Raw genomic sequence first — 4,725 nt, 5'->3', positions numbered from 1 at the left:
TTTATCTAACGATAACCTCAAGGATTGGCGCTGCATAATCGAAGGATGAGCTGTCAATCCCAATCGGAAAAATTAGCCAACAAACCGGGTTTTTTGAGAAAGTCCGACAGGGAATTAAGTGCCTGTCGGACTTTGTTTATAGAGGCTCGGTTCTGACGGGGTGACAAGCAAGTTGAAAGACATATTAGACAAGGGTTTGAGTTGATCAGCCTCAAAAAAGATATGTGTGTGCGATCACGAATTTTTCGGCGGTAGATAACGGAGAATAAGGAGCGGCGGCGATCGCTACTATCATAATTGTCAATAAGCTCGTCATAATCGCTGATATCTTTTTGGAGGTTCAGGAGCCTTAACGCTTGGTCCATAAAGGTTTCAGCCGGGTTGTCACCCCCTCATGCAATCTCCTAGTTTGTTGATGCGCACTGTCCCTCTAGGGTATTGGTGCGATCAACTGGCTTTACCTCATCCTATCGGCTGGCGATCGGCAATAAACTAGGTTTATTGCCGATCGCCCGTTAAAAGAAAAAGATTTAACGATAGTAGCCTTCGAGATTTTAAGCGTTTGAGGGTCTTCTTCACCACCTTTACTATCTACGGCACTGCCCACCCTACAGTTTCTCGTTCCCCGGCTCTACCTCGTCTTTAAACTGGAACGAGAGTCGGCTCTAAAGTTGCCACTAACTTGAGATTGTACTCATATTCAAAACACGGTTTTTTATAATCCAAACTCCACATTTCTAGAGCGCAATTGTCTTCGGGATTGAGCGGTTGTAGGCGCAAGTGAAACTCTCTAACTTCGGGGCGATGTTGGCATTGGAAATCAGAGATTGCGCCTATTTGCCGCCTATCTAAAGCCACAGCTAACCGCAGAAAAGGATGCAATTTACTGACGAGTTCCCGGTATTTTTTCGGAAGAACAATAAAATTTTCGTGCTTCTTTTTAGGAGGATTTTTCCGATGATAGCGAGCCAAATTGGCAATGACTTCAATCTCTGTTTCAGTGTAACCCAATAACTCACCATTGCGAATTAAATAGTAAGAATGCTTGTGGTGCGCTGAATGACTGACGTACAAACCGCAGTTGTGCAGAATTGCCGCAGCCCAAAGCAACTCGCGTTCTTCGCTTCCCCAGTTGTGTAGAATTCCTTGAGTTTGGTCGAAGAAATTGAGAGTAAATGCTGCGGTTCTTTCGCTTTGTTCTAAATTGACTTGATATTTGTCAGCCATGTGGAGAATGCTACGCTGGCGGATTGAACCTTGATAGCGTAAGCGGTTTTCAATTAAACCGTGCGCCAGCATCCAGTCAACAATTACGCCTTCTCTCAGAGACCGATCGCAAACAGTCAGCGATTCAATTCCTAATAGTATCATAGCTTCCTGCAAAATCAAAGCGCCTGCCAGAATGATTTCGGCGCGCTTGTCCGACATTCCCGGAATTGCCAACCTTTCGGCATAAGAAAGTTTGCGAAAGCGATTGACTAAATCGCGCAAATCTTTTAAACTTAACTGATATCCGGCTAGGGGACTCGGCACTGTTCCCAACTTTTCGCGAGCGTTAATTGTGGCCAGAGTTTCGATGGTTCCAGCAGTGCCAATCAAGCGCAAAGGTTCGCCAGCATGGAATTGAGCTCGCAATTCGTCGATCGGTCTTTCCAGCGAAATCCGAATATAAGCTTGCAAATAAGCAAACTCCTCCCTAGTAATCGGGTCAGTTTTAACAAATTGTCCTGTTAAGCGAACAGCACCAATTTTTGTACTGGTGAGACAGCGAGGCTCAGAACTGTCTCCTAAAATTAACTCCGTAGAACCGCCCCCAATATCAATAATTACCTGGGACTGATTGTTAAACTCCATACCAGAAAGAACGCCGAGATAAATTCTCCGCGCTTCTTCTTGACCGGAAATTAAACTCACATTCAGGTCTAATTCTTCAGCAACTTGTTGGAGAAAATCTCGCCCGTTAGGAGCTTCCCGAACCGCACTCGTAGCCACAGCAATAATTTGTTCGACATTGAAAGTTTTAGCAATATCTTGAAAACGGCGCAGAGTGGCGATCGCCCTTTCCATAACCTCGGACTTCAAGCGCCCTGTCTTAACCTCACAATCGCCCAACCGAACCGTATCTTTTTCTCTAGCAATAATCGTAAACGCGGGTAATTTCGGATCGATGCGCGCCACCACCATGTGAAATGAGTTAGTACCCATATCAATAGCAGCAATAATGCGATTTGACTCCGCAGAAGCAAGTGAATTAACCATTGGAGTATCGGGGTTGACAGATACTTATGATTATTTCACGAATCCAGTTAGGCATTCTATTAAATTAGCAAAAACTTGGAATGGCTGACTGGTCAAGACTTTTACCTGTTTTAAATTTCGGCAGAAGTGCGATCGGCAGCAGAGATAGTAAGTGATTGTGCCTAAAATTTGATAAAATCTAGAGTTAAAAATATCAAATCTAGAATTGAAATGCTTAAAGAGCTCGATCGCCAACCCGAATCCACATTGCTAACCGTCGTGAGGCTTTTGAGGTGGGACAAACCAGCAGGAAGGCTGATTTTAATGATTCCAGCCCTCTGGGCCGTCTTTTTAGCAGCCGACGGTAGGCCGCCCGCAGCATTGGTGGGCGTGATTGTGTTGGGAACCTTAGCCACGAGTGCGGCTGGATGCGTCATCAACGACTTATGGGATCGCGATATCGATCCCGAAGTAGAAAGAACGCGATCGCGCCCCCTAGCATCCCGCGCCCTCACCGTGCAAACTGGAATAGGAGTTGCATTAATTTCCTTTGCTTGCGCCGCGATTCTCGCTTTTTATCTCAATCCTTTAAGCTTCTGGCTGTGTATCGCCGCCGTACCAGTAATTATCTGCTATCCGCTGGCAAAAAGATTCTTTCCAGTGCCGCAATTAGTATTATCAATAGCCTGGGGTTTTGCAGTTTTAATTAGTTGGAGCGCGGCCGTTGACGAATTAGAATTAGCGACTTGGCTGCTGTGGGGTGCTGTTGTGCTGTGGACGATGGGATTTGATACAGTTTATGCGATGAGCGATCGGGAAGACGATTTGCGTTTGGGGGTGAATTCCAGCGCGATATTTTTCGGGGATTATGCGGCTAATGCTGTGGGTTTTTTCTTTGTGGGGACTGTCGGTTTATTGACGGCAATGGGAATTAATCTGCACTTGCACATTGGTTTTTGGATGGCAATTAGTGCGGCGGCTATTTTGTGGTTTTTGCAGTACAGTCAACTGCGGAATGCGGATATTCCCAAGCCGGTTTACGGTCAAATCTTCCGCCAAAATGTTTGGGTGGGGTTTGTGATATTGGCGGGGATGATTGTTGGGGAGATTTTTTAGTTTTTTGTAGGGCTTTTATCGCAGGAAACGGGTGTGAAACTCGAATGATTGAAGTTTTACAGAAGAGCTTCCGATCGATTTAAGCCTGAAAGCCTGTGTCTCTTTGCTTTGTATCCAAGTCTCGCACCCCCGCACATCCCCGGGGATGTGCGATGGTTTCTTCATCCTTTTTCAGGAAAATTATACATAAATATACTTAGTTATTAATCTAATTGGATTAGACTTTTCAGAAATATTACTGATGCGCTGGCTTATAAAAACTGATATTATTTTTTTGTATTACAGGAAATTATACTGAATTAAAAGAGTATAAAAAACTACATCTTTTTGTCGGCAGGTATGGAGATTGGTTACAGGCAACACTTTCACCGGAAGAAAAAAATGTCTAACGATGCCATTTCCTACTCGTTCTGAAAAACTCAGTATAAAGTTTCATTACAAAACGCATACAACCTCCGGCGTACTTCTGATGATAGAGACATAGCGGCGGAAAGTTAAGCGAGTTTGACGATTTTCTAAACTTTTGTTCATTAATTTGAACTCGCTTGCATTTTTACACGCAAGACAAAAGGTAAGGATTCAGGTCTAAAAACTTGCGGCTCCAACGCTTGTCTGGCAAGGGTTTTAGGGCAAAATAAGGGTTTTTGTCTTTCGTGGTTAATTGTCAATAAACGAGGAGAAGTGACAGTTTTCCGTGGTTTATTGAGAATAGAGATTGATTTAGTATCAAGCTCCATATCTAAAGTCTTTGCCCAGCAAGGAGTTCAGTGACCTGAATCCTTACGACAAAAGTAACCTCAACCCATAAAAAAAGGAAAAAATACGATATCTGACACACTATTGCCCGATCGCAAGAATTTATCAACCTCTGGCAACATTCCCTATCCGACCGCTAGTGCGAGTGAAACAACCAACTTTCTAGGAGAAACCGACAATATCATGGCTAACAATTTTAACTCAAATCGTGTAATAGTCAAACTGAAGCCCACCGCGAATTCAAGTCAAATTACCAACTTGCAGGCAGAAATCGGAGTGACCAAAGTCACCAAAGCCTCACAACTTGGGATTGACATTTGGGAGATTCCTTCAGGAAAGGTTGAAGAAACAATATCCGCTTATAAGGATGATCCCCGCATTGAATACATAGAGCCGGATTATATCATCACCCTTGATGATGTCGAAAAACCTAGCGTCACCGTTGAGGATGTCCAAAAACCTAGTCCTGGTCAAGAAAAAGTACCAACAATTACACCCCAAGCCACAACTCCCAATGATGATGTCGAAAAACCTAGCATCACCGTTGAGGATGTCCAAAAACCTAGTCCTGGTCAAGAAAAAGTACCAACAATTACACCCCAAGCCACAACTCCC

At 44.0% G+C, this 4,725-nt stretch carries 3 protein-coding genes; 2 read left to right on the top strand and 1 reads right to left on the bottom strand.

What is annotated here, in order from left to right; translation table 11 throughout:
- Positions 1-642 precede the first annotated feature (642 nt).
- Positions 643-2,259: a Ppx/GppA phosphatase family protein gene (locus QUA83_RS29790; protein WP_333297788.1), complete on the bottom strand. Its 1,617-nt coding sequence runs from the start codon at positions 2,257-2,259 to the stop codon at positions 643-645.
- Positions 2,260-2,469: 210 nt separating this feature from the next.
- Here QUA83_RS29790 and QUA83_RS29785 point away from each other — a divergent pair, with 210 nt between their 5' ends.
- Both QUA83_RS29785 and QUA83_RS29780 read left to right on the top strand, forming a co-directional pair.
- Positions 2,470-3,354: a 4-hydroxybenzoate solanesyltransferase gene (locus tag QUA83_RS29785; protein WP_333297786.1), complete on the top strand. Its 885-nt coding sequence runs from the start codon at positions 2,470-2,472 to the stop codon at positions 3,352-3,354.
- A 939-nt stretch (positions 3,355-4,293) separates the two neighbouring features.
- A partial coding sequence (locus QUA83_RS29780) for a S8 family serine peptidase (protein ID WP_333297784.1) occupies positions 4,294-4,725 on the top strand: 432 nt, incomplete at its 3' end.

This window comes from Microcoleus sp. K1-B1 (assembly GCF_036704705.1).
In the GTDB taxonomy this organism is placed as follows: Bacteria; Cyanobacteriota; Cyanobacteriia; order Cyanobacteriales; family Microcoleaceae; genus Microcoleus.
The sequence above is the reverse complement of the archived record's forward strand: the minus strand, read 5'-3'. Positions and strand labels throughout refer to the sequence as shown.